This window comes from Thalassoglobus polymorphus, assembly GCF_007744255.1.
Taxonomy (GTDB): domain Bacteria; phylum Planctomycetota; class Planctomycetia; order Planctomycetales; family Planctomycetaceae; genus Thalassoglobus; species Thalassoglobus polymorphus.
On sequence record NZ_CP036267.1, the window covers coordinates 439,449 to 464,985 of the forward strand.

A 25,537-nucleotide genomic window follows, 5' to 3' on the forward strand; every position below is an offset into this window, starting at 1 on the left:
CATGGTTCGTCCTCTCTACTGTGATTCATCACCAAGATTCGAGTTTGGAAGTTCGCACGCTGGACTTTGGTACGACAAATTCTGCGACCAATGGCAAACAGGCTGGACACTTCCAGCTAAGCAAAAGGTTGAGTGGATCAAGCAAGTTGCCTGCGACCGACCGATCGGCGATCAATCGTTGATTTTACAGCACGTCGATCGCCAGAAAGATTTGGTGACGAAAAACCTGAACGGGGTTTGTATACAGCTTCATTCCGAGAGTCGATTTGTGACGGGCCTGGGACAAGAGCATCCGGTGGAAAACGGGTTTGCCTGGCATCCAACACTCGGCGTTCCGTATTTGTCGGGATCAAGCGTCAAGGGATTATTGCGAGCTTGGGCGCGTCACTGGTGGGCAATTGATGTTGAAGGTGAGGATCGCAAAAAGCGGTTGGCACAGATTGACGCAGTCCTGGGAAACCAGGATTCGGTCGGGGCTGTCATCATCTACGACGCCCTGCCAACGCAGCCGGTGCAGTTAGAAGCCGATGTGATGACGCCTCACTATAGCAGTTACTATCAGGGTGATGGGGCTCCCGGCGACTGGATCAGTCCGGTGCCGATTCCGTTTCTCGTCGTCGCTGCCGGGACACCGTTCCAGTTTTCTTTCGCTCCTAGAACTCCAGCGGCAAAAGAGTACCTGCCAATCGTCGAGGACTGGCTCAAAGAAGCCCTCCAATGGCTCGGCGCCGGAGCAAAGACTTCAGCCGGCTATGGTCGTTTCGGAGAAGCGAATGCTCAAACAACAGCATCACAACAACGACTCCAAAAGTCTTTTGACTTGCCAAAACCCTTTGACGGCACCGTAGAGGCGACGTTGCTCACAGAGAAAACGAAAAAAGGTGGCTGGAAGGCAAGCCATGTATCCACGGGCATTTCTGGTCCCGTTCAGAATACCAACGATGTACCATCCGAGAAGCAGGCTGGCGATACTATTCCACTGATTGTTGCTTCAGCGAAGCCGAACGAGATTGCATTTCGCTATCCGACCGACGCGGAGCAGCAACGAGCCGCTCGCTCTAAGGAGAAAACAAAATCGAAGAACAATACAAATCGGAGACGGTAGGCAACTGGCAGAGATTCAACCGCCGCACAGCCACTTTGCTGTTGTCGTAGCTGATGCGTGTTGGAACGCCACCAAAGAGGTTAAAACACGAACGTGTCCCTCCTGAAAGAACTCGGTGCACTCTCTGGGAAACGCCTGGATGCAGATGGCATCGCGGAATGGGGCAGTGGAAGAAAGACCTCCTTGTTCTGCTGTCGGAGTCTCTGCACAGTATCAACAACAATCGTCAGACCACCGTCGTAGCCTTGCGAGGGATTGACTCCAACGTCGCAGTCTCCACCAAAGCATGCTATCAGCTCAATTCAGAGGAGGGCGAGTCAGTTTTATTTGAAATCTGATGGAACAGCAGCTCTGTTTTTCTTGAAATTTACAGCTCGTTTTCATGAGTCAGAGTTTGCGCACCCATTGAAAAATTGCTCTAGCAGAATTTGCCGAATTCTGATTAGACTCTTCAATGTCCCCTTCCTGACTCCTCATTTCACTTTCTTCCCTTGTTTCAAACATGACTCACACAACAATACGTTGGAGGAAATACGTCCACTTTGTCTGTGTGGCGATTCTATTGGGAAGCTTGGGATGCGTCTCCCCGTTTAACACGCGGACCCCAACTGTTGTGCATCGTCCAGCTGAAATGGAGCGTCGTGAGGCACAGATTCACGACCCTTATCCTGACAAAGTGTTTGGTCCCGATACCGGATTTCGCCCTCTCGGATTCAACGAACAACGTTCCGAGCCTCAGCGAGCCAAGGACCGTTTTTACACAGCGATGCTCAGATCGCAGAACGCAAATCCATACGCAGCGCCGCAATCCATGGCTCCCTATCCTCAGCAAACGTACGGGCAACCTGCTTATCCTCAGCAGGGATATGTGCCGCAGCAAACATATGCGCCTCAACAGCAAGTCATGCAGCCGCAGCAGTACTCGCAATCACAGCCATACATGCAGCCACAGCCACAGCAGCAGCAACAACAGTATGTGCAGCCACAGCCTTACTCTCCTCAGCCGGCAAGATAAAAGAGGCGAGTTCGTTGCCAAGACTTCTGTTGATTATTCCAACTCTTGACCGCTCCGGAGCAGAAAAACAGTTCTGCCTGCTGGCTGAAGGACTGTCGAAGCAGGGCATTGAAGTTGAAGTTGTCGCTCTGACTCGCGGTGGGCCGATGGAAGCACACCTTGCGGCTGCTGATGTGCCCTATTCGATTCTCGGGAAACGCAACCGTTTTGATCTGACGGCTCTAAGAAAACTTCGAAAGTTCATTATTGAGAGAGAGCCGGATGTGCTGCTCTCCTGTTTGTTTGCTGGCAATTCTTATTCACGCTTAGCGACGATTGGGATGGGATCGCGACGTCCCAAAATTCTGATTTCGGAACGCTGCGTTGACTCCTGGAAGTCCAGCTGGCAGCACTGGCTCGATCGGCGATTGCGCTCTCGAACCGATTTGATGATAGCGAACTCCCAAAGCGTTTCTGATTTTTATGCAGCGGGTGGCTTCCCGAAAGATCGCATCCGTGTAATTCCGAATGGTGTGGTTTCTCCTTCTCAACCTGAACTCACCAAAGCCGAACTCTGCGAGGAAATCGGAATTCCGGCGGAGTCAAAATTGATCGCCTTCGTCGGTCGGCTTGCTCCTCAAAAACGATTGAAAGACCTGCTTTGGGCGATGCAAATGCTCCGGCATTCGAGGCCTGATGCATACTTCCTGCTGATCGGAGAGGGGCCTCAAAGATCCGAACTGGAATACTTCGCCCAAGATGCTGATGCCGCTACGCATTCCAGATTTTTGGGCCATCGCGACGATGCTGCTTCGCTGCTGCATCTGATCGATGTTTTCTGGTTGGCCAGCGAATTCGAAGGGATGTCCAACAGCCTGATGGAGGCCATGGCTTGTGGGAAACCCGTAGTCGTCAGTGATATCTCGCCAAACAGAGAACTCGTAGAACACGGAAAAGAAGGCTGGATTGCCAACCTCGGCGACCCAGCTGGGTTCACTCAATACACACTGAAACTTCTCGAAGATCCCGAAGCCGCCCAGAAAATTGGCGCAGCTGGTCAACAAAAAATGGAATCCGAATTCTCCATCAAACAAATGATCGACCGGTTTCACTCACTCATTGCGGAAGTTTGCTCTTAGGGGACTACCAGCGATGAAAAGGTTCTATCGGGAAAACAATTTCTAAGAGACTTTGCTTCTCCCTACGCCATCATGGAGACAGGCATCACAGCAAGGGCGAAACTGACGACAAGTCGCATGATCGACAAGATGACTGCAAAAATGATGACTTCAAAGAGTTCCAGTTCGAAGAACCACATCAGCAAGCCAAAGTAAGTGATCAGTGAGAGGAGGCCACCGAATGGGATGGTCTCTGCAATCGCCGTAGAGAAAACAATCGTGGCAGCAAGTCGCAAGACGGCAGATCCAATGACGCCGAATGAAACCTTCATGATCGCTGCTGTGATAAAAGCGGCAGCCACGCCGGCAACCACGCTCAATAGAGTATACAGCCCGTAAACCAGAATGATGATGAGACCATCTTCCACCCCGGAAGAAGAGACCCCAGCCCAGCAAAGAATCACAGACCCAATCACTAATAAGCCAAGACTGACCTTGTCTTCGTTTTCTTCCAACATGCCATAGCCCTATTTCGAAGTCAGACAGAACTGCTGTTCGAAGTCATCAAGAGGTGGTTTCCCGAATGGGAATGCCCAATCTGAAATTGTTTCGCCCCCTTCAACTTCAGTACTTGTGTGAAAGTCTGAGTGTTCTTTCTTTCCACTTCAAGGGAAGCGACCAAATCGTCTTGTTCTTGACTCTGTTTCGCTCCGCCAAATCGCAGAGTCTTCAGAGAGGATGACAACGGCCCGATTTACCGGAATGGAGCGAGAGCGCCCTGATTCGCAATGCTTAACGCGAATGAGTGACAAATGAACACTTCGAACTGCTTGAGAGCAAGCTTGGTCGTGGCAGACCAGGTCTGCAGCTGGGCATGAAAATGAAAAACCGCATTAAAACTGCGAATTCACAGTATTAATGCGGTTAATAGAAAGCCCAAAAATAGCGGTGGAGGGACTCGAACCCCCGACACGCGGATTATGATTCCGCTGCTCTAACCAACTGAGCTACACCGCCGAGTTTGTGGTTGGCGAGAATAATTATTCAGGTCTGCGGGTGCAATCTTGAATACGCCAGTTCATGAATTTCTGGACAGAACTGCCGATTTCTCGACCATTTTCCAAAGTTTAACACTCGGAGAGGTGCGACACTTTATCAATTCGCCCAAACCTGTAAAGCAATCGACGATGAATTGATCGAAAAGTGTTGACGAAGATCCACTTTTCAGGTTTTTCGTACCGCAATGAGACACAAACCGCTGCGAATCGGTTCAGTGCTCATCCAGGTCATGATAAGGATTGCCAGACTCCCGAAACATGATCTGGTGAGTTTCGGAGACTCAACTGGACGGATTGCCTGACGGAGGATTTTTAATGACGCATCAACGATGGTGGTTTTGTTGTTGGGTGCTGACAAGTTTCAACCAATCCCTATGTTGTTCCAAGTGTCTTAGGTGTACCGGACTTCTCGGTACTGTTCTTCGAAGTATTCTGTGAGCAGGCTATCGGCCTGCAACAGGCCTTTTCTGGTAAGGCGGATAGTGTCGCCATCGACTTCGAGGTAGCCGGCTCGTTGTTGATTGCTGAGAGGTTCAGCGAATTCGACGAGAGGATCGACTCCGAATTTATCGCGAAGCGGCTGCACGGAAATAGAACCTTCTTTCATTTGCAGAACCCATTCGCGGATGAGTTTCTGATGTTCGGTCGGGACCATCGCGCGGTTGACTGGCAATTCTCCTGACTGGACGGTTTGAATGTAGTCTTCGAGCTGATCCTTGTTTTGGTAATGGACGCCTTGCAGGTGTCCAAAACTGGAAACCCCGACAGCAACGATGTCGCCCCCACGGAACAGGTTGTCCCGATAAACAAAGCGATCTGTATCGAGATTTTTGACGAGTTCGTTGCCACTGGAGATCTGGTAACCTGCTGCGAGAAAGCGGTCCATGGCTTCGCTGGCCCAGCGACGTTTCGTAGGCCAGTCTGCTACAGGAGATTGCACCCCCTCTTCCAGAATTTCTTTGGAGTAAACGGTATTCCAGGGAAGTTCCATCTGATAGACGGTTAAGTTGTCCGGCTCCATTTCGAGAGCCTTCTCGACACAATTTTGCCAGTTCTCGTCAGTCTCGCCAACCATGCCTGCGATGAGGTCGATGTTGACCTCTGGGAAGCCGACTTGCTGAATCCACTCGTAGGCTCGCAGGATTTCAGGTGAGAGGTGCGCCCGGCCATTCTCTTCAAGTAGTTCGTCGTTGAAGTTTTCAACGCCGAGTGAGACACGCGTGACACCGATTTCTTTGAGTGTCTTTACCTTCTCCAGGCTTAATGTTCCCGGTTCACACTCGAAGGTGACTTCTTCCGCGCTGTCCCACGAAACGGACTGGCTGAGTCGCTCTCGAAGCATTAACAGTTGTTTCGAACTGAGGTAGGAGGGTGTGCCGCCGCCGAAGTAAACAAACTTCAGGACGCGGTCTTTGATCGCTGTTTGATCACACAGCAACTGAACTTCTTTGTCGAGGGTGTCGACGTAGTTCTTGATCGTTTCTGCATTTTGCTGTGTGTAGACCCGGAAGTAGCAGAACTTGCATCGCTTTCGGCAAAACGGAATGTGCAAGTACATCCCCATCGGAATGCTGCGATCCGGTTCTGCCTGGAGAGCTTCATGAAACTTCGGGGTAAGTTCCTTCTTCCACTGAGAGAATGGAGGATAGTTGGAAATGAAATAGCTGCCAATTTCCGTCGTCGTTTCGCTCGACATTGTTCGTTCCACCTCTGGGACTACAAATTCGCTCTTACAGGACCTGTTGAAGTGATCGACATTGGAATGATCGTCATTTCAGTGGACATCAACGACTGAAAACCGTTGATATCTGCAGGGTGAGTAGAGTTTCTAAAACTGATCCTGAAACTTGAAATTGCTCTCTCTCAAACGTTGAGAAACGAGACGATTCCAGAGGCTTTAGGACTGGTTCTAAATATAATTAAATTGCGAGGAGTTTTCAGTATAGGCAAGCAATGGCTGAAGTTCGAGTCGAGTTCTCTGTCGCCCAGGTTGGAAGTTGCTCATAAAGAGAGCGTTAAGGTGAGTATGAAGTTGTCTCGAAGCGGTCGGCCTCAGGGGGGGGAGTTTATCTTATGCCGTCAAGCTGTCCAGTTTTTGTCTCACTGCAAACAGTTTCAGGGGAAGACGTTACATTTTTGCGAGCGGAAATCCGCAGAGATCCTTGACTCGAAACGGTTCATTTCCCGTATAGTTGTTTATAACCATTCAAGGGGGACATCATGCCGAGTCAAGCATCGACCAAGCCGAAACGCTCTCAGTCGCCGACAGAGAGTCAACATAGTATTGGGAGCTATCTGATTCAGCGGCTCCAGGATTATGGGTTGCGAGACATCTTCGGGATTCCCGGCGACTTTGTTTTGCAGTTTTACGGGTTACTGGAAGAGTCGCCGATTAATGTGGTCGGTTGTACCCGTGAAGATAGTGCTGGCTATGCTGCCGATGGCTACGCGCGGGTGAATGGTTTGGGGGCAGTCTGTGTGACGTATTGTGTGGGGGGCTTAAGTACGTGTAATTCGATCGCTGGTGCGTTCGCAGAGAAATCTCCCGTCGTGGTGATCAGTGGTGCTCCGGGGGTCGAAGAGCGGCTTAATGATCCGCTGCTTCATCACAAGGTTCGTGAGTTCAGCACTCAGCGAGAAGTCTTTGAGAAGATCACGATTGCGGTCGGCGATTTGCACGATCCACTCACCGCGTTTCGGGAGATTGATCGCTGCCTCGAAGCAGCCGTGCGATACAAGCGCCCGGTCTATCTTGAGCTCCCTCGCGACCGAGTTCATACGGTCCCCGATGCTCCTCATACCGCGTTGTGTTCCGTTCATCAAAGCCATAACGGAGCGTTGCAAGCTGCTCTCGATGAGGCTGCTGATCGCATTCAACATGCAAAGTCCCCGGTGATTGTGGCAGGTGTCGAAATCCATCGTTTCGGATTGCGGGAGGAAGTTCTGGAGCTTGCAGAGAAGAACCAGATTCCGATGTGTGCGACGTTACTGGGGAAGTCGGTGATTAGCGAAAAGCACCCGTTGTATCTGGGAGTTTATGAAGGCGCCATGGGGCGGAAAGAGGTGACTGAATTCGTTGAGCAGAGCGATTGTGTGCTCCTGCTGGGAACGTTCATGTCGGACATCAATCTCGGGATTTACACTGCTCAGCTTGATCCTCGGAATTGTGTTTATGTGACCAGTGAGCAACTCCGAATTGGGCATCATCACTTCCACGACGTCCTCCTCCATGATTTTATTGGCGAACTCCAGAAGAAGCAGCTTCGATCGTCAAAGGCCCAACTGAAACTTCCTCAGCGAGAAGAGCTGGAGACGCCAGAATTCGATCCATCGGCTCCTGTGACGAACGCGAGCCTGTTCTCTCACTTCGACGATATTCTCGACAACAATATGGTGGTCGTTGCAGATGTGGGGGACTCGCTATTCGCTGCGTCCGACCTGACGATCCACAAACATACAGAATTTATCAGCCCTGCCTACTACACTTCGATGGGGTTTGCGATACCAGCTGCACTCGGTGTGCAGGTTGCAAATCGAGAGTTGCGGCCGCTCGTTCTGGTTGGAGATGGAGCCTTCCAGATGACCTGCATGGAACTCTCAACGATTGTGCGGAACAGCTTTAATCCGATTATCGTGGTGCTGAATAATAAAGGCTACACGACTGAACGTTTCCTTCAGGATGGACCGTTTAACGATATCCTGAACTGGAATTACCATCGTATGCCAGACATCTTTGGCGATGGCTGGGGGTTTGAAGTTCATACTGTCGGGGAATTGCACCAGTCAATGAAGGCTGCCCTGGCGCATCAGGACGCTTTCAGCATTTTGAATGTTCACCTTGAGCCAGATGATATTAGTCCGGCACTGGCCCGATTGGCGGAGAAGATGAGCCAGACGATTTGAAAGAGGACTTGAGACTCCTGCGATTTCACACTTTTGCATCATTCCGGAGGTTTTCCGTTGTGCGTGGTTTTGACTTTTGAGCCAAGAGATTCATCCAAAATTCCCGATGTTTCAGGTGTCGTAGAGCATTTCCAATGCTTTTCTTGTCCGCGAAGTACGTTTTCACAAGCCCATACGCTGATGCCACGAGACAGTGCTGTTAAGACGGATTTTAGATTTGCTCTAGTGCGAAGAGTGCAAAAATCACTTATCCTATTCAGGTGAGCGGAAAAGAGAGATGATCAGGAATTCCTTCTTTGGGAACATTTTCCCAAGCGAGCCAGACGGAATCGCGGTCCCGTCCAGCAAGGTCGTTCATCTCTGAACGCTCGTCAAAGAAACCTGCCCCGCATCCTTGCAACTCAATTTGGGCGAAACCATGTCGACTGACACATCCTCGAAACCGTTTTCAATTCGTTGTCCGAATTGCCAGAAGAAGTTGAAGATTGAAGATCAACGACTGATCGGTAAGAAGGTGAAGTGCCCCAAGTGTAAAGCTCCTTTCCTGGTGCAGGTTCCTCAACCGAAACCGCCAACGGAGCCACAAGCGGGATCGTCAAAGCCAATCGAGAAGGCAGCTGCCCCGAAGCCCGCACCTTCTGCATCCGCTCCTTCTGCAACGAGTTCACCTGCACAAAAGCAAGTCGAACAACCTCAGGCTCAAAGGCCAGTGGAAGAGGAAGTCCAGCTCGAATTAGTCACCGACGAGCCGCCTGTCGGAACATCGGCCAAGTGGGTTCCAGATGCTCCAGTGCTTCCTGCAACGGGCAGCCATCCTCAGTCGGCAACACCCCCTGCGGAATCTGGCTTGCCAAATTTCGCTGCGACACCTGCTCAGTCACCTTCACCGTTGATCGCTCCTGCTACGGCAGAAGCAACTGGAAGCAGCGAGCTGAACCGGATTCGGTCGCGCCGAAAGAAGGGATGGGGACCGACGGTCATCGTGGGGACGTTCTTGCTTCTAGGGATTGGGACGGTCGCGTTTCTGGTCATGCGGTACGAACCGCAAAAAACGGTAACCCCTGCCGATTCCGTCGCAGTCGAAGAGGATCTTGAGTCACCCGTTCCCGATGATGAGCCGTATAGTCGAAGTCGATTAGAAAACCGTCCGCAACTCGTCAACGAGTTTGAGCCAACAAGTGGAAAGCCACTGGCACTTCGCATGATGCCGCAAGGTGTCTCTTTCTTGATCCATGTCAGGCCAGCTCTCTTGTGGTCGGAAGATCGACAATATCAGGAACTGAAGGTGAGCTTGACCGATGATGTGACTCACTGGATTGCAGCGAAGCTGAAGGAAATCTGTCGGCGTGATCCCGAAGAAATCGAAGAGGCCTACATTGGCTTCCTGCTGGGTGCTTCCGGGACCGAGCCGGAGATCTGCTCGGTGGTCACTTTGAAAGAGCCTGCGAAGATGTCCGATTTGATCGAGGAATTCAGGGGGCAGTCAGTCTTTAGCCTTGAGGAGCGACCAGATCTTCAACTGAAACAGGATGACAAATATGCGTACCTGATTCACGATACTCAAACGATTGCCATTGCTCCTCGCATGTATGCTGCGGAACTTGAGGAGTCTCAAAAGCGGCCTTTCACCATGTCCGTTGCGTTAGAAAATTTGATGCGAGAAACGGATGATCAGAGACTCTTTACCGTTGTCGGAGTCGTCCGTGATCTGCAACTTCATTACCCTCAAATCATGCCAGAGGCTTCTCATCAGACGATGGAGCAGGTCGTCAACTGGATTGGTGAAGATGTCGAAGCGGTCAGTTGGTCGGTACACACCGATCCCTATTTCCACTCGGAAATTAACGTTCACCCGATTGCGACAAGCAATCCTGCCAAGGTGCGTCAACGACTGAATGCACAACTGGAAACACTTCCGAAAACGTTGATGGATGAAGTCTGCCTGAAGATGGCTCCTCGAGAAATTCGTTTTCGAGATTTCATCGGGCGTCTCCCCGCGATGGTCGCAGCGATTCAGAAATCGACAGTCAGCATGACGACCGCAAACTACGTTTCGCTCACGACAGTGTTACCACAGAAAGCGGCTCCGAACTTGGCATTGGCGACACTCTTTACTGCCAACGAAGCGGCTCGAACGGACTTCAATACCGAAGTGGTGATCGCTGCAGCAGATAATAAGCCCAAGCTGCCAGACACAATTATTGAACGCCTGAAAATCCCCGTCGATGCCGAGTTCAATCGAACTCCACTCGAACCTGCTTTGAGTTATCTCGTTGGGGAAGTTGAGCTGAAGCTGGAAGTCGATGGCGACGCTTTGAAAGATGCTGGCTACACGAAAAACATGCCTCAGACATTTAAGCTCGGTGTCGTTCCACTTGAGCAGTCGTTGAAGAAGATCCTCGACAACTACCAGGAAGAAGGAAAAGTGATGGTGATGTCGATCGATGAGAAAACCAAAACGATTCACATTTTGACCGAAAAGTTCGCTAAGCAGAAGAACATGCCGATTTACAAATTTGATTAACTCGAACGACCTGAAAACGAGATCGTTTCCGTACTGAATCAGAGCGACGGATTGGTGCCTTTTTGAAACGGTCGTTCGTGATTCCAGCGAAACGCGTAACGGCCTCAATCCTTACGGCCTCAATCCTTGACCGTCCTTCCTGCCAATAATCCCACCAAACTGGACAGTGCCACTATAGAGCTGGTCCAGAAACCTGAATTCGCTATCTCAAACACTGAGGAAATTGACCATTCCACAAGTTTCCTGACTGGTTGTAAGTTGAATGAGTTGTGGAAACGATTTCTCAATCAGGCTCACCTGTGAGCTTACTATAATCGTTCAAGTTGAGGTGGAATTCGTCGTAACTCAATTCACTCAAAGGTTATAAGGTCATGGCAGTCTGGAAAGTCGCGCTGTCGAACTCAACTCCTCACTCAGTTCTGTCGAGCTATATGAATATCAGGTGTTTGAACAATTGGACGCGAATGCGAACAATTTCAGTTGCAGATCACGTGTGACATTTTGATTTGTCAGTGGCAAGTAGACCCAGCACAAAGTAAGCCAGCGCATATTCAACTTTGATACCAAAGATACCAAGCTATGAACGGACTTCCTTTAGTTTCTCGACGTGAACTTCTCCAGCGATCCGGTCAAGGACTGGGAATGCTCGGCTTAGCTGCCATGTTGGGTGGAGAGGGCGTTCTCCGTTCCGCGACGGCTGCCACTTCGCCAATGGACTCCAAGAAGCCGCACTTCCCCGGAACAGCGAAGCATGTGATTCACATCTTTTGCAACGGCGGACCATCGCATGTGGACACTTTCGATCCCAAACCGATGCTCACGAAATATCATGGGAAAGAACTTCCAACGAAAAATCTGCGGACAGAGCGGAAAACCGGATCTGCTTTAGGCTCTCCGTTCAAGTTCAAAAAGTATGGCGAGTCCGGCCTTGAAGTGAGTGAACTCTTTTCGCACGTCGCGGAGTCCATTGACGACATCTGCGTGATCCGCTCGATGCATGCCGATGTTCCGAATCATGAGCCATCACTCATGCTGATGAACTGTGGTGATGGACGACTGATTCGCCCCAGCTTCGGGAGTTGGGCAACATACGGTTTGGGGACAGAAAATCAGAACCTTCCGGGGTTCATTTCGATGTGTCCCGGTGGTTATCCGATTACCGAAACCGCGAACTGGCGATCTGCCTTTTTACCAGGTGTCTATCAGGGGACCTATCTGGATACGAAGCATCAGGACATCGATAAACTCATTGCCAATATTCGCAATAAAAATCTTCCGTTGAAACAGCAGCGCAGCCAACTCGACCTGGTGCAGTCTCTCAATCAACAGCACTTGGAACGCAGGGGCCACGATTCTCATTTGGAGTCGCGGATTCATTCACTGGAACTGGCCTACCGGATGCAAATCCAGGCTTCGGACGCCTTTGACACTTCCAAAGAGCCGAAACATATTCAGGAAATGTATGGAAAAGGTGTCCATGCACGACAATGTCTAATGGCTCGACGACTGGTCGAGCGCGGAGTCCGTTTCGTTCAGCTCTGGCACGGGGCTGGTCAACCTTGGGATAATCATGACGACATTGAAGCGGGGCATCGTCGGCTCGCTGGTCAGCTTGATCAACCTCTCGGCGCCTTGTTGAAAGACCTCAAGCAGCGTGGCCTGCTCGATGACACACTTGTTCTCTGGGGTGGAGAGTTTGGCCGGACGCCGGTTGTCGAGTTGCCGACTCCGGGAGCCAACCAGGGAAAACAAAATGGCCGTGATCACAACCACCACGGATTTACTGTCTGGATGGCTGGAGGAGGTGTCAAAGGGGGAATGGCTTACGGAGCGACCGACGAGTTCGGCTTCAAGGCGATTGAAAACCGCATGCATGTCCACGACCTTCATGCTACGATGTTGCACCTCCTCGGTTTCGATCACGAACAACTGACCTACCGTTATTCCGGACGAGATTTCCGTTTGACCGACGTCCACGGACGGGTTGTGAACGAAGTGATTGCTTAAGATACTGCTCCAGAATATTTTTCGCCGGAGGCTTCGAATTTCCGGAAAACACCGGTTTCTTCAAGAACCATTCCATGTCGACTTCCCCTCAAGATCCGGATTCACCATCACTGGAGATGACTCCTGTTCAAGATGAACAAGCGTTGGATGAATCTCGCCAGTTGAGTTTGCGCTCGGGACGCGTTCCGAATTCGGTCGGCGGCTACGATGTGCTGCGATGCTTGGGGGAAGGCTCTTTTGGAATGGTCTGGCTTGCTCGAGAACGCAAGACGGGGCGGCATGTCGCCATTAAATTCTTTACGAACCGTCGCGGTCTCGACTGGACCCTGCTGACACGGGAAGTCGAAAAGCTGGCAGCTTTGGATACATCGCGCGATGTCGTGCGGTTGATCGACGTTGGCTGGGATCACGATCCTCCTTACTTTGTGATGGAGTACCTGCCACGTGAGTCAGTCGCTTCATTGCTCGAGGCAGGGCCAATACCAGTTGCCCAAGCTGTTGAGATAACAAAGTCGGTTGCGCGGGCTTTAGTGCATGCTCATGGAGCCGGGATTCTGCATTGTGATATCAAGCCGGCCAACATTTTGCTCGACCATGGAGACGAAGCTCGACTGGGCGATTTTGGTCAGTCCCGGTTAACTTCGGATCAGTCACCCGCATTGGGAACTTTTTACTACATGGCCCCCGAGCAGGCCACGATGGACGCGATTCCTGGTGTTCGTTGGGACGTCTATGCTTTGGGAGCGGTTTTGTACCACATGCTGACAGGTGCAACTCCGTATCAGTCCGATGAGGCGGAACAACTGATTGCGAAAGCAACTGGGCTTTCTGATCGGCTCAGGGTATACCGTGAGATTATCGAGAGTTCACCAGTCCCGAATGACCACCGCAATGTCGAAGGAGTCGATCGAGCCCTTGCTTCATTGATTGATGATTGCCTGAAAAGAAACCCGTCCGAACGAGTTCCCAATCCTCAGGTCATCCTCGATCGGCTGGAACAGCGAGAGATCAATCGTTCCCGAAGACCACTCATTTTTCTGGGGTTTCTCGGACCTGTTTTGTTCATGTTGATGCTCGCCTGGATCGCTAGTACGGCAGTTCCTGAAGCTGTCCAGGAAGCCGAATTGAACCTGTTTGAACGTGCGCTCACCAGTGACGAAGCAACGGTACGGCTTTTAGCATCCAGTGTTGACCAGGAACTGCTGGAGCGGACTGATGAACTCGTTCGGTTAGCTGCCAGGCTCCCGGAAGAAGCGGGAGAGGGTTCTCTGTTCGGCTTTCGGGAAGACTACTCCGAGTTCTTGGATCAGTGGAGGGAGGAGACCGATAACCGATTTCGGAAGCAGAAGCGGACTCGAGATGCGAGTCTTTTTTTGACAGACCGGGCAGGGATTCAAATTTACCGAAACCCTTGGGATAATTCTATTGGGCATTCCTTCGCCTATCGGGATTACTTTCATGATCTCGGCCGGGAACTGGAACGGAGCCGGAGAGTCGGTGGAGAAGTTCAACCGCGTAAAACAGCAGGTGTTTCGCTTGCGTTTCGAAGTAGTAATACAAATCAATACATGGTTGCCGTTGCCGTCCCTGTTTGGAATACGGAGAGAACCGAAGTTCTCGGAGTGCTGGCGCGGACAATCCACTTGACTGAACTGCTCAGTCAATGGGAACGCCGCATCCGGGGTGTGGATTCGACTGACGATCATTCGGAGCAGGATCGTTTTCTTTCACTTGTTGATATGCGTGAAGAGAAACCGTTCTTGCTCGATCACCAATGGATGTCGGCACAGAATTTGTCGAAACTTTCAGACAACGAAATGATCAGACAGAAGATCGAGCTCAGTAAGCAAGAAACTGAGGTTATGCAGAATGCCCTCAAGGGGAAGCGGTTCATTACAAATTACAAAGATCCGCTGGCGGATGTGGATGAGAAGTATCAAGGAGAGTGGTTGGCTGCTGTTGCTGAAATTTCATCAGCGAACTGGATAGCGATTGTTCAGGAGCGACGTTCCGAAGCGGTCGCTCCGATGGATGAACTCCGAGCCATTTTTATCCGATACGGACAATTAATGGTCGTCGTTTTTGCAGCGATGCTGGCGGTACTCGGTTGGATTATTCGTAGAGTGTCCAATCGAGCGTAATCCGGTCAGGTGCCAGTAGAGCATGTTCACTGTTGCTCGACACAGTTGGTCGACACAACTGGTCGCCAGTAAAATCGCTGCATTTTGGGCAGTCATCTCTCTTCCCCTGGTGACTCACCGAAGGGAAGAGAGACTGAAGGCCAATTCGAAAGATGCTCCAGTAAAATGGCTGTTCGATAAGAGGCAGCACCCATCGCCAGTTCAATAACACTGCAGTGCCGCAATCTCATCGCAAAGCTATCTTTGGTTGGCAGGAACCGCCTGGAATCGGAAGCCACCGTCGCCAAGAATTATTCGCAGGTCATCTTTAAGTTCAGGTCGGGCAGAAACCTGAATTTGGGTCGTCAGGATTGCCCGAACACGTCCTGAGTGATTCGTTCCGTTCCCATTGGACTTCCCGTTTGTCTCTTTGGATTGCGGGTCGTTGGTCTCGACGACAATTGTGATCGGCGTTTTTCCGGGGTATCGGCTCAGCAAATCTTTGACACGTTTCATGTCTTCATCAGTATGGAGCCCTCGTTGAAAACGAATGGCGACCTGTTTCGTGAATTCTTTTTCAGCTTCATCCAGCGTCAATAGCTTGTTGACAATCACATTCGGTTCACGACCACGAAAATCGACGCGTCCTTTGACGACGACGATGGTATCCGTGACAACTTTCTCTCCGGCGTCCGCAAAGTCGTCAGGCCACATGATGCAGCGGACAACTCCTTGAGCATCTTCCAGATCGAAATTGACGTACTTACTGTTTCCGTTTCGAGAAGGATTCTTTGTTTGTGCTTTTTTGATGGATGCAATCATCCCGCCCAGCGTGACTTCTTTCCCATCGCCGAGTTCTTTTAAATCCTTCACTGTGTGCTGTGTGAAGGACTCAATTTGTTCAGCGTACTCAGTCAGTGGATGAGAAGTGAGGTAAAATCCCAAGACTTCTTTTTCGATTGACAGCTTCTGTCCGTGCGACCAGTCTTCGGCGGGCGGCATCGAAATGACATCATCATCGTCGTTGGCTGGTTCCCCGTCTTTGGGTGGTCCACCAAACAGCGACATTTGTCCCTTTGCTTTATCTTTTTGCTGCGAGACTGCCGCTTGAACGGCTCGCTCGATAACCAGCATGTGCTGCTCGCGGTTGTAACCAAAACTGTCCAGTGCACCTGCTTTGACGAGTGTTTCCAAGGCTCCTTTGGTGAGCATTTTTGTGTCGCAGCGTTCACACAGGTCGAAGATATTTTTGAATGGACCGTTCTCAAGGCGTTCGTTCACCATCGATTGCATCGCGGCTTCTCCAACTCCTTTTAAGGCTCCGAGCCCGAATGTCAGTTTGCGAACTTGGTTCTCACCTTCACCTTCGACGACGACACCAAATTCGACATCACTCATGTTGACATCGGGGGGATAAATTTCAATTCCCTGACGCCGACAGTCCTCGGTATGCTCCGACATCCGTTCGCTCGATTCCATTCCGCAGGAAAGGAGCGCAGCCATGAACTCTTCGGGATAGTGAGCTTTGAGATATGCCGTTTGGTAAGCGATGGCTCCGTAGGCTGTGGAGTGAGATTTGTTGAAGCCGTATCCCGCGAATTTCACGATCAGGTTCCAGATTTCCTGGGCCTGATCTTTGCTCATGTCGTTCTTTTGAGAACCTTCAATGAACTGCTCGTGGAAACTGTCGATGATGGACTGTTTCTTCTTTGAGATCGCCTTAATACATTTATAGGAACTGGCGAGCTCGATTCCTCCCAGGCGGTTGAGAATCCGCATCACCTGTTCCTGGTAAACCATCACGCCGTAGGTTTCATCCAGTACGGGGTCGACGATTGGGTGGACCTTCGGAATCGGTTCACGACCATGCTTGACGTTGACGTACGTCATGACCATTCCACCCTCCAGTGGACCTGGTCGGTAAAGAGCAGAGGTCGCGATGATGTCGGCGAATTTGTCCGGCTTCATCTTTGACAGGAGGTCTCGCATGCCTCCCGACTCCAACTGAAAAATCCCTTTGGTTTCACCACGTTGAAGCAGGGCAAATGTCGCTTTGTCGTCGAGTGGCAAGTCCTTGGGGACGATGTCGACGCCACGATGTTTTTTGACGTTTTTGACAGCCTTGTCGAGAATCGAAAGGTTCCGAAGTCCCAGAAAGTCCATCTTCAGCAAGCCAGCGGTTTCCACATCCGTCCATTGAGTGAGGACGTCATCTTTACCGGTGATTTTCTGGAGCGGGATATATTCTTCGAGAGGTTTATCGGCGATCACGACGCCAGCTGCGTGTGTTCCTGCCGATTTTGCGAGCCCTTCCATCGCTTGGGCAAAGTCGAGAAGTTCCTTAACCTGTGGATCGTTATTGTAGGCCTCTTGAAGTTCCGCACTCTCTTTCAACGCATCTTTGAGTTTGATGTTGAGCGTTTCCGGAATCATTTTGGCGATTTCATCTGCCCGTTTGAGCGGAACAGAGAGAGCACGCGCCACATCGCGAATCGCAGCCTTCGCTTTCAGTGTTCCAAACGTTCCGATTTGAGCAACGTTCTCGCTACCGTATTTGTCCTTCACATACTGGATGACCAGTTCTCGTCGATCTCGGCAGAAGTCGATATCGATATCGGGCGCTTCCGATCGTGATGGATCAAGGAATCGTTCAAAGAGCAGGTCGTATTTGATCGGGCAGACATCAGAAAGCCCCAGCAGATAGGCAACAATCGCACCGCAGGCTGAACCACGAGCAGTGCAGGGGATTTCATGCTCGATGGCGAAGCGTGCGAAGTCCCAGACGATTAAGAAGTAACTCGAATACCCCATCCGCTCGATCACATCGAGTTCGAAGTTGAGGCGATCCTTGTAAACCTGATCATGATTCACGCCATAGCGTTCAATCATGGCAGCTTCACAAACTTCTCGCAGATACGTCACATCGTCCTTCTCATCCGGTGGTGTAAAGACGGGATAGTGGCGTGTTGTCAAATCGAGATCGATGTCAACTCGGTCGGCGATTTCCTGTGTTCTTGCAACGGCTGCTTCTTGATCAGGAAATGATTCATACATCTGCTCAGGTGAACGAATGAAGAGTTGGTCAGTTCCGATCTTCATTCGGTTTTCGTCACTGCGATATGACTTGGTGTTCACACATAGCAAGACATCGTGCATGTCTGCATCGTCAGCGCACAGGTAGTGCGCATCGTTCGTCGCCACCAACGGTAAGCCCATGCGGTTTGCAAGATCGATTGTGGCATTTGCACAATCGGTTTGAATCTGAATGTCCGCGTTCTGGATCTCCATGTAGAAGCGATCACCGAAGACCTTGCTGTACCAATGGGTGAGCTCTTCCGCTTTTTTTCGCTCCTCTGCGAGGAGGAACCGCGAGAGTTCGCCCGATGCACATCCTGATAAACAGATGATCCCCTCGTTGAATTCTTCCAGCAGTTCTTTGTCGATCCGTGGTTTGTAATAGAACCCTTCGAGGTACGCGCGCGATGCCATTTTGACAAGGTTCTTGAACCCCTGGGCGTTCATTGCGAGAAGCGTCAGGTGGTACGAAGCTTCTTTCATTCTCGAAGCACTGCGATCTGTCCGATGTCCCGGAGCAATGTATGCCTCATAACCCAGAATTGGGTTGATCTCATTCTTTCGGCAAGTCTGATAGAACTCGAGAGCACCGTACAGATTACCATGGTCAGTAATCGCACATGAGTTCATTCCCTGGGCTTTGACTTTTTCGATTAAGTCGGGGATTTTGTTAGCCCCATCGAGAAGAGAGTAATGCGTGTGGCAATGCAGGTGTGCAAAAGGACGTTCGCTCATGGTTCTCCGTAACCGCCAGACGGTTCAAGAAATGTTGAGAACTGATCCTGAAAACTTGAATTTGCACTCTCAAACAGTGAAGAAAGAGGCGATTTCAGAGGTTTTGGGACTGGTTCTAGAGAGATGGCAGAAAAGCTTTGATTTGGACATTGTACCACGGGAAGTGAAGAGCGTCAGCCCTCTGTTGAGGGGCCTCACAAACTTGTGGCGAAAAAGAATTCTGTTGCTTGCTGAATTTCGCAAGCTGGACGCTCCGCTCGCTGTTGAGAGACTTTTTAATTAGGATAAGCGGACTCTCGTTTTTAGTGAAATCAGGTTTTCAGCGACAAGAATCATGAAATCAAAAATCTCATTGGCACTCCTCTTTGTTTTGAATGTGGTTTTCTCAATGCATGCCTCTGCAGAGTCGCATGCAACTCAATTCAAGAATGTTCAATGCGAAGGAATGTACGCACATCATCTTCAAGGGATTTGTGTCGACGATGAGGCAATTTACTGGAGCTTCACGACTCAGATGGTGAAGACAGATCTCGAAGGAAAAAAATTCAAGCAGATTCCGGTTGCGAATCATCATGGGGATCTCTGTTATCATGATGGCAAACTGTATGTGGCAGTAAATTTAGGGAAGTTTAATGACCCGAAAGGGAACGCGGATTCCTGGGTGTATGTGTACAACGCCAGCGATTTGTCGCTTGTTGCAAAACATGAAACTCAGGAAGTGTTTCATGGAGCCGGGGGAATCGGAGTTCAAGACGGGAACTTCTTTGTTGTCGGCGGATTGCCCGATGGTGTGCAGGAAAATTATGTTTACGAGTACGATCAGAACTTTAAATTTGTTAAGAAACACATCGTAAAAAGTGGTCACACTTTACTGGGAATTCAGACTGCGACCTTTGCAAATGATCGCTGGTGGTTCGGATGTTATGGAAGCCCAGCCATCCTGCTGGTGACCGACGCTGACTTCAAAATGGTCGGACGTTTTGAATTCAATTGCTCACTCGGAATCGTGGGACTTCCGGACGGCAAACTTCTCTCTGCAGGGGGAACCTGCTCGAAGGGGAAGGGGTGCAATGGTAACGCGAAAATTGCTATCGGCAGCGACGACAAGGGAATTCAGTACGCGAAATAATCAACATGAGCGGACAAATCAAACCAGGACGCTATCGTCACTACAAAGGGAACGAGTACACCGTTCTTGAAGTCGCACGACACAGTGAGACGCTTGAAGAACTCGTGGTCTATCGCCAGGAGTATGGGGAACGCGGATTGTGGGTCAGGCCGAAGGAGATGTTTGGCGAGACCGTCCTCGTGGATGGTGTCGAGACTCCAAGGTTTGCTTATCTTGGCAACGAATAATTTTTCGCCACCAAGTTGCAGACGCTTCAGGCTTTTTCCCCTTGTTCTGCGGCCTTCACTGGCTGCTCCAGATTATTCTACGCGTGGTTCTTTTTTCATAAGGTGCCGCACGAAGAAATCAATTCGCCGCTTCCGCAGGTAAGGGATTTCTCCGACACCATGTCCGCGACCGGGGACCATGATGAAATCGAAGTCTTTCCCCGCTTTGATTAACGCGTCGACAACCTGCATTGTCGATGCGGGATCGACGTTCGTGTCTTTTTCACCAACGGTCAGAAACAATTTTCCAGTCAGTTTGTGAGCCTGGGTGACGTTCGATTGTTCAGCGTAGTGCGGTCCGATGGGCCAACTCATCCAGAGTTCGTTCCACCAGATTTTATCCATGCGGTTGTCGTGGCAGCCGCAGTCCGAAACGGCGACGGTGTAAAAGTCACCATGTGCCAGTAGTGCACGTAATGAACTTTGCCCACCCGCTGAGCCACCGTAGATGCCGACTCCATGCGTAAGGTCGAATTCTGGATACTGCTTGGCGGCAGCCTTGATCCATTCGATGCGATCGGGAAATCCAGAGTCGCCGAGATTTTTCCAGCAGACATCGTGGAATGCCTTCGAACGGTTGGACGTTCCCATGCCATCAATTTGCACAACGATGAAGCCAACTTCCGCGACTTCTTGAGCGGAGTGGAACTCGCGAAAAGAGATCGGAACGAACGAGCCATGTGGCCCGGCATAGATCTTTTCGATGACCGGGTATTTCTGCTCAGGGTCAAAATTCGACGGCCGGAAAATGACCCCGTGAATGTCGGTTTTTTCATCGCGACCTTTGGCAACGAATCGTTCGGGAGGACTCCATCCCGCCGTTTTCAGTTTTGTGATGTCCGACTCTTCTAACTTACAAACGAGCCCGCCTGTTGCAGTCTCGCGAAGGTTGATGAGCGGAGGGGAATCGATTCTCGAATAAGTGTCGATCAAATAACGGCGGTCAGGTGAGAGTTTCACAGTGTGAGTGCCGTCACCATCAGTGAGGCGAGTCAGGTTCGATCCGTCAAATTGAATTTTTGCCAGTTGAATATAATAGGGATTCTGTTCCGGGAGAAGTCCCGAACATTCAAACCAGAGTTCGCGCTGCTCTTCGTTCACGTGGACAACTTTACGAACCACCCAAAGCCCCTGGGTAATTTGGTTCTTCACCTCACCGGTCAACGAGTCGTAAAGATATAAATGGTTCCAGCCATCACGTTCCGACATCCAGATCAGTTCGTTTGTTTCATGTAGAAAGTGCAGGTGTTGCTTATAGGCGTAATCGACGAACGTCTTGCTCTCCTCGTTGACGATCACTTTCGCTTCACCGGTTTTGGCATCGACCGAAATGACTCGCAAGACCTGATGCCCACGCTGATTGTAGACAAAATAAAATCGACTCGAATCGGGAGACCAATGAATTTTCGGGATGTTCATCCATGGGGTTTTAAAGTGAGAATCGTCGATCACGATTTCGGCATTCGATTCGATGTCGATCAAGTGGGGTCTCGGCTGTGGAATACGATCCCCCGGTTTGAGGTAGTTGAACGCATGCAACTTCGGTTGCAACTGATCTTTGGGAGAGGATTCCACAAAGTGAACCGTACGTTGCTCGCCGGCTTCGACTTTCCAGGCGACAAGTTTTTTTGAATCGGGCGCCCACGCCAGGTTGTGCGTTTTGAAGGCATGCTCTTTTGAGCCAGCGATGCGAATTTCTGTCGGCGCTTCGTCGCTCGTTTCATTTTTGATCAGCAGTGAGTGATTCTCGATTGTGGCACGAAGTAAGCCATCCGGAGAAACAGTCTGCGAATTGCGACGCTGCTGATTCTTTTGCTCTTTTGATTTCGTATTTGCTTCGCTTGCTGGTTCAAGAATTGAAAGTTCTTTCGCGTTTTGATCAAACTTCCAATGCTTTCCCTGGCTGATGAAGTGAACATCTCCAACGTTGACGTTCTCAGCGAGTTCGATTCGCTCGATCGGCAGGTTCAAATCGTTGACAGGCTTGCCGAGCTTTTGAGACAGCAACTCCGCAAGTTCTTTATGATCGAACGCCAACTTTCGCTGACCACTTTTGGCATCGACGATGATGAACTCGTGTTGGTTGCGACCTGTTTCCACTTTGTAACCAAAGCGTTCTCCATCACTCGACCAATGTGGGTTTACCTTGTCGCGAAACAGAGTTCGTTCGTATTCCCCTCGCAGTGCAAATGCACGTTCGTAGTCAGGGATCGTCCCTTGGCTCCAGGCCGGGTGACTCAGTAACGCAAACGAGAGAGCGAAAAATTGAATGCAAAAAGATCGCTTGGAAAACATAGAGGAGTCCAACTCAAAGAAGCAAATCAGAGCTTGGTGAGTGTAGCGATTTGAACAAAACACTGCCTGCAAGAGAGACCTGCACCATGAAAATAGAGTAGGCCGGAGAGGTCTGTTTTAAGGCGTTCTCAGTCTGTTGTCTGTCGTGCCCGTGAAGTTCACTTTCATGATTTTATAGACATTTCGATACAAGTCAGAGCGTGTAGACCTATTGGGTTTGCTGGAGCCTCGTCCGGAATCGCTATCAGGTGGTCGCTTTGCTCAGCGATCGAGAGAACAAGTTCTGGTTCCCAGGTCAGTTCTGAAGGTCGTTCTCAATCGTTTCGTTTTCTGAGATCATCGGGCTCGGGAGCGGCAGGGATTCCGGCAGGCCGGAGCGTGTCCAATCGACCCCTGCGTTCCGTCCATCGCTCGCGGATTTCAGTGCAGGGTTGTCAAAATTGAAGTCCCGATTACGGAGTTGAAACGCGATCGGTTGTGTGGTGTGCAGTGAAGTCCGGGAGATTGAATTCGGCACTGTGAAGATATTGTCGTCAGTGATTTGTTCCAGGTTGGCACCGATTTCTCGAGGTGAGATGACTTGTGGTTCTAATGGAAAATTAGCGGACGACTCCACAGTGAAAAGAGAACCTTCGGACTGTACAAAGCTCCGATCAGAATGTTGTTGCCAGAGAATTTTATCCTTCAGTAGTGCAGCGTCGAGATGTCCAGCCAATGAAACGACAGATTGATCCGGTCGCTCGATGCGGATTAAGCTGTTGCGGATATCGATCGAAACTGGATCGAGTGTTCCGTGGTCTCCAGTGGTTGCTCTCAGTATGCCTTCACCGACAAACGCTGTGACGTGGTTCAGCGAAATGAATGTTCCGGGATCGGAGTCGGCCGTCATGTTTGCCTCATCTGAACTTGCTCCGTCGAGACGGTGGACGGTTCCGCTGATTGCTAATGCTGTTTCTTCGAGAGAGACGTCCAGCGGATGGAGATTGAATTGCTTCGTGATGTCCATTTGACCGCGACAGATCGAGTCACGGATCTGGACCATTGATGGCCGCTCGGACATCCGTTCAGGCATCAGGTTTGAAAAATCTGCTGGCTCTGCATCGGGCGAGAGAATTAATGCAGCCGGAATACGACTTGGGTTGTTCATTGTGAACGAGGACCACCTCGCAACAAAATCCGTTCCCGGCGAGAGCTTAACAATCGACCATTGATCGACAGTTGTGTCTGGATCGACAAGGAGTTCGATGTCGACATCGTAGACCTCCAGCGCTCCCCCTTTCCCGATGTCGAAGACCGAGACAGATTTCGTCAACGAACCGGAGATGAGCAGTTCTTCGGTGAAGTCGAATCGAATGACTGGGTGGAAATCCTCAGCACCTCGCAAAATCACCCGCTTCCCGGAAAACTGAATCGCTTTCTTTTGGACATCAAGAACTCCGTCAACCTGAATTTCGATTGCTGAGTTGTCATCCGCTTTTGCAAAGGCTTCAGCCAATGTCGCGTAGGCTTTGGTTTCACCGGTTGCTGATTGCGTGACTACGAACGGGAGCGAACGGTCGGTGTTCTCCTCAGCCATTGCGGGGCGAGGCTCGACGTTCGTTGTTTTCGAATCGACCTTGGCGATTGTGGATGGAGTCGTGTTCGGTTCGGGAGTCGGCTTCAGTTCGTTCTCTGCAAGAGACTTCCAGAGGTTACTCGAATCACCCGAAATGAAACTTGAAGGCCAGTCCGAGCCGAGAGTGGCTGTTGAAGGGAGTACATTCAGGTCCGGCTCATCAGTCTTTGATTGAGCGAGACGATCGGTTTCAGGCGGGGGCACTTCCTTAGCTTGTGTCTCTGCAACCCCAGTTGTCTTAGAGTTGATCTCCATGGGGGGATCAACAGCTTGAGACTCTGTAGGATCATTCGACGCCAATGTTGGGCTTTGATTCGGTTGCAGTTGGTCGACAAGATACACAAACAGTAAGAGCACTAGCGCGACCGCCATCCAGGTGCGACTCCCATCCCAATACGGGTTCCGAGCCTTGAACAGTGGCGTCGTCCAGACGACAGCTTCTGGATACGTCGGAGCGAGGCCAAGCTTCTCTGCAATTTGGACAAGGTCATGAATTAAAGCATCCGGAGTCGCATAGCGTTCGTCCGGGTTGCTGTGCATCATCTTCTGAACCACGCGAGAGAGTTGCTGCGAGACTCGCGGGTTTTTAAGGCTGGCTTCGGGCGGAGCGGGACCATGATGGTTGATCACCTTCTGGAACATCGTTCCTTTCGGATACGGAGGTTCACCGGTGAGCATGTGATACATCGTGCAGCCGAGAGAGTAGATATCGCTGCGGACATCAACGTTGCGGGCGTCGATCGCTTGTTCAGGGGCGATGTAGTCGAATGTTCCGAGTGCAGTCCCGGCAACTGTCAGATCTTTCGATTGATCTTCTGGGTAGTGGCGAGCCAATCCCAGGTCGACCAGCGTTGCTCTCCCGGTCGGTGAGACAATGATGTTTGACGGCTTAATGTCTCGGTGGACAACGTTCGCTGCTGCGGTGTGTCGAAGTGCCTCTGCGATTTGCAGCGTGTAGTTGACCACACTCTCCGGGTTGAGTTGCCCCTTCTGGGAGATGAATATCCGGACATTGGTTCCGGTCACGAATTCGAACGCGATGAAGTGGAGGCCGTTTTCTTCGCCGATGTAATGGACACGTGCGATATTATCGTGGTCGAGCCGAGCGGCAGCTCGGGCTTCATTCTGAAAGCGCAACACCGATTCTGGATCGGAAGAGAGGTCAGGCGAGAGAACCTTGAGAGCGACAATTCGGTCGAGACGTTTGTCGATTGCACGAAAGACGGCTCCCATGCCGCCACGCCCAATTCGTTCTTCAATGACAAAATGCCCGAGCTCCAGTCCAGTCACCGAGGGCATCGAGTCGGAGTCTTCCAGAATGCGTGGAGGAAACAAGCGGCTGGCAAATTCAACCTGATCCCGTGGGGCGATGGGGGCAAGTGGACGGTGTTCGGTGTGCGCAGACTGACTCTGTGGAAGAGGCCGGACAAACGTCAGTCCCGTCCCTTCAGAAGCTGAAGCCGGTTGGTCGACACCAAATTGAGACATTTCTGAAGACGTCGTGACAAGGTGACTCGGAGTAGACCTGCATCGACCGGAAAACTGCGGGTCGAGTTCGGTTGTTTCTTCGAGAATTGTTGATGAAGTGTATAA

General features: G+C 50.8%; 14 protein-coding genes and 1 tRNA gene. 9 read left to right on the forward strand and 6 right to left on the reverse strand.

The genetic code is table 11. The features are described 5' to 3' along the window. Nucleotide 1 precedes the first annotated feature (1 nt). From cmr6 to Mal48_RS01720, 3 genes are all read left to right on the forward strand, one after another. Nucleotides 2-1,105 (forward strand): type III-B CRISPR module RAMP protein Cmr6, encoded by a 1,104-nt coding sequence (gene cmr6 / locus Mal48_RS01710; RefSeq protein ID WP_145195506.1) that lies wholly within the window; start codon nt 2-4, stop codon nt 1,103-1,105. Between the two features lie 502 nt (nt 1,106-1,607). Further along, nucleotides 1,608-2,120 (forward strand): hypothetical protein, encoded by a 513-nt coding sequence (locus Mal48_RS01715; protein WP_145195508.1) that lies wholly within the window; start codon nt 1,608-1,610, stop codon nt 2,118-2,120. A 14-nt stretch (nt 2,121-2,134) separates the two neighbouring features. After that, entirely contained in the window at nt 2,135-3,238 is a 1,104-nt protein-coding gene (locus Mal48_RS01720; protein ID WP_231739844.1) for a glycosyltransferase, read from the forward strand. Between the two features lie 62 nt (nt 3,239-3,300). Here the strand turns inward: Mal48_RS01720 and Mal48_RS01725 are convergent, their stop codons facing one another. The 3 genes from Mal48_RS01725 to Mal48_RS01735 all read right to left on the reverse strand — a co-directional run bounded on the left by Mal48_RS01725 (nt 3,301) and on the right by Mal48_RS01735 (nt 5,971). Then, nucleotides 3,301-3,735, reverse strand: a complete 435-nt coding sequence (locus Mal48_RS01725; protein WP_145195512.1) for a hypothetical protein — start codon at nt 3,733-3,735, stop codon at nt 3,301-3,303. Nucleotides 3,736-4,160: 425 nt separating this feature from the next. After that, nucleotides 4,161-4,234 (reverse strand) — tRNA-Met (locus tag Mal48_RS01730). Between the two features lie 432 nt (nt 4,235-4,666). Next, nucleotides 4,667-5,971, reverse strand: a complete 1,305-nt coding sequence (locus Mal48_RS01735) for a coproporphyrinogen-III oxidase family protein (protein ID WP_145195514.1) — start codon at nt 5,969-5,971, stop codon at nt 4,667-4,669. Nucleotides 5,972-6,495: 524 nt separating this feature from the next. Here Mal48_RS01735 and Mal48_RS01740 point away from each other — a divergent pair. The 4 genes from Mal48_RS01740 to Mal48_RS01755 all read left to right on the forward strand — a co-directional run bounded on the left by Mal48_RS01740 (nt 6,496) and on the right by Mal48_RS01755 (nt 14,850). Beyond that, complete coding sequence (locus Mal48_RS01740) at nt 6,496-8,178, forward strand: alpha-keto acid decarboxylase family protein (RefSeq protein ID WP_145195517.1); 1,683 nt, start codon at nt 6,496-6,498, stop codon at nt 8,176-8,178. A 418-nt stretch (nt 8,179-8,596) separates the two neighbouring features. Then, nucleotides 8,597-10,702, forward strand: coding sequence for a zinc ribbon domain-containing protein (locus Mal48_RS01745; RefSeq protein WP_145195519.1), 2,106 nt, complete (start codon nt 8,597-8,599; stop codon nt 10,700-10,702). 579 nt (nt 10,703-11,281) lie between these two features. Next, nucleotides 11,282-12,709 carry a DUF1501 domain-containing protein gene (locus Mal48_RS01750; protein ID WP_145195521.1) on the forward strand — a complete coding sequence of 476 codons (1,428 nt, stop codon included), beginning with the start codon at nt 11,282-11,284 and terminating at the stop codon, nt 12,707-12,709. 74 nt (nt 12,710-12,783) lie between these two features. Continuing rightward, nucleotides 12,784-14,850, forward strand: coding sequence for a protein kinase domain-containing protein (locus tag Mal48_RS01755; RefSeq protein ID WP_145195523.1), 2,067 nt, complete (start codon nt 12,784-12,786; stop codon nt 14,848-14,850). Between the two features lie 237 nt (nt 14,851-15,087). Here Mal48_RS01755 and dnaE read toward each other — a convergent pair whose 3' ends face one another. Then, nucleotides 15,088-18,639 carry a DNA polymerase III subunit alpha gene (gene dnaE, locus Mal48_RS01760; protein ID WP_145195525.1) on the reverse strand — a complete coding sequence of 1,184 codons (3,552 nt, stop codon included), beginning with the start codon at nt 18,637-18,639 and terminating at the stop codon, nt 15,088-15,090. A gap of 334 nt (nt 18,640-18,973) precedes the next feature. Between dnaE and Mal48_RS01765 the strand changes: the two genes are divergently transcribed. Next, entirely contained in the window at nt 18,974-19,768 is a 795-nt protein-coding gene (locus Mal48_RS01765; protein WP_197441966.1) for a Kelch repeat-containing protein, read from the forward strand. Nucleotides 19,769-19,773: 5 nt separating this feature from the next. Next, on the forward strand, nt 19,774-19,995 hold the full coding sequence (locus Mal48_RS01770; RefSeq protein WP_145195527.1) for a DUF1653 domain-containing protein: 222 nt from the start codon (nt 19,774-19,776) through the stop codon (nt 19,993-19,995). Between the two features lie 72 nt (nt 19,996-20,067). On the opposite strand, the gene Mal48_RS01775 is transcribed toward Mal48_RS01770, so the two are convergent. Both Mal48_RS01775 and Mal48_RS01780 read right to left on the reverse strand, forming a co-directional pair. After that, entirely contained in the window at nt 20,068-22,329 is a 2,262-nt protein-coding gene (locus tag Mal48_RS01775; protein WP_145195529.1) for a S9 family peptidase, read from the reverse strand. Nucleotides 22,330-22,624: 295 nt separating this feature from the next. Then, nucleotides 22,625-25,432, reverse strand: coding sequence for a serine/threonine-protein kinase (locus Mal48_RS01780; protein WP_145195530.1), 2,808 nt, complete (start codon nt 25,430-25,432; stop codon nt 22,625-22,627). Nucleotides 25,433-25,537 lie beyond the last annotated feature (105 nt).